This window comes from Streptomyces sp. NPDC021080 (assembly GCF_044333225.1).
Lineage (GTDB): Bacteria > Actinomycetota > Actinomycetes > Streptomycetales > Streptomycetaceae > Streptomyces.
The window spans coordinates 1-1,545 of sequence record NZ_JBIRQM010000064.1; the positions used below are offsets into that span (position 1 = coordinate 1).

The 1,545-nt window shown below is 68.2% G+C and carries 2 protein-coding genes; one reads left to right on the forward strand and one right to left on the reverse strand.

Translation table 11 applies throughout. From position 1 onward, the window contains the following. Nucleotides 1–95: 95 nt before the first annotated feature. Complete coding sequence (locus ACH4S8_RS45125) at nucleotides 96–326, forward strand: hypothetical protein (RefSeq protein WP_398405187.1); 231 nt, start codon at nucleotides 96–98, stop codon at nucleotides 324–326. Nucleotides 327–343: 17 nt separating this feature from the next. Here the strand turns inward: ACH4S8_RS45125 and ACH4S8_RS45130 are convergent, their stop codons facing one another. Beyond that, nucleotides 344–1,465, reverse strand: a complete 1,122-nt coding sequence (locus tag ACH4S8_RS45130; RefSeq protein WP_398405189.1) for an IS630 family transposase — start codon at nucleotides 1,463–1,465, stop codon at nucleotides 344–346. Between the last annotated feature and the right edge of the window lie 80 nt (nucleotides 1,466–1,545).

A 1,545-nucleotide genomic window follows, 5' to 3' on the forward strand; every position in this document is an offset into this window, starting at 1 on the left:
CTAGTGCTGTGACCGCGAAGGTTCACCGGGGTGGGGTGTATCGATGGCTCCCAGCGGCAGTACAGTCGGCGCGCTGAAGGAGCAGAGGAGCCCCGGTGCGCAAAAGAGACAGCAACGCTGAGGGCCACGGCCCGCGGGCCGTGGCCCTCAGGTGGATACAGGCCGTGCTGTTCGGAGTCGTTGTCGTGCTGGTCGGATTCCGTTTCTGGGAGCGGGACCACGGCGGCGCTCCGAACTCGATCACGTTCGGGCTGATGGCCGCATCGGCACTGTCCATCGGCGTGCTGGAACGCTATAGGGCAAACGCCGCTAAACGATCTGGGTGACTCACCTCCCAGCTGGCTCAGGCCGCCGCTGACAGGGGCCGACCGCCCCAGCGGATGCCCTTCTCGCTTCGGATGCGGGCGCGTTCACGTCGTTCGGCGGCCAGGACGTCGCGGTGGCGGGCGTTGGCGTTGCGCCAGCGCAGGTAGGCGTGCAGGGCCCTTGTCTGCACGGTGTGGTTGGGGTGGTGGGAGTTGGCGATGGTGAACTGCCGCAGCGGTCCGAAGTGGGCCTCGATCGGGTTCGCCCAGGAGGCGTAGGTCGGGGTGAAGCACAGCTCGACCTTGTTCTTCTTCGCCCAGCGGCGGATGTCGGCGCCCTTGTGGGCGGACAGGTTGTCCAGGATCACGTAGATCGGGGCGCCGTCCGGGCGGGCGGCACGGATCGACTTCAGCGCGGTGAGGGTGTTGGCGGCACCCTTTCTGCGGCGGTTGATGCCCCACAGGGTGTCGTCGCCGACCGAGTAGCAGCCATGGAAGTAGCGCACTCCATGGGTGCGGTGATAGGTGGCGGGCAGCCGGTCGGGACGCCCCTGTTCGGCCCAGCCCGAGCCCGCGGTGGGACGGATGCCGAGGGGACCGAACTCGTCGAAGGCGAAGACCCGGTCCGGGAGGCGGTCCATGACTTCCTCGATCCGGTCCAGTTTGGCGTCACGCTCGGGGTCCGGGGATTCCTTCCACGTCTTGGTGCGTTGGAAGGTGATGCCGCGGCGGGCGAGCAGGCAGCGTAATGCTTCGCGGCCGATGCGGATGCCCCAGCCGTGCACTTTGCGCAGGTAGACGGCGAGTTTGCGGATCGACCAGCGGGTGAAGGGCTGGCCGAGCTTGGCCGGCCGGGTGGTGGCCGTCGTGATGACGAAGTCCTCGTCGTCAGGACCGAGCAGGCGGGGACGGCCTCCCGCCCACTGAGGGTCCAGGCAGGCCAGGCCGATCTCGTTGAATCGGTGGATGACGTCCCGCACGGTGTCCTCATCGGCCTGCACCAGCTGGGCGATCACCGGGACACGGTTCCCGCCAGCCGAGGCCAGCAGCATCATCGCGCGCCGGTAGCGCACCGAACTGGTGCTGCCCCGGCGCACGATCTGCTGCAGCCGCTGCCCCTCCTGGTCAGTCAGTCTGCGCACTCGGACAGGCTCGGCCACGGCGGCTCCTGCGGTCGGAATGGACGTCACCGCACATCCAACCGTCACGACCACCAACCCGGCGAACCTTCGCGGTCAGA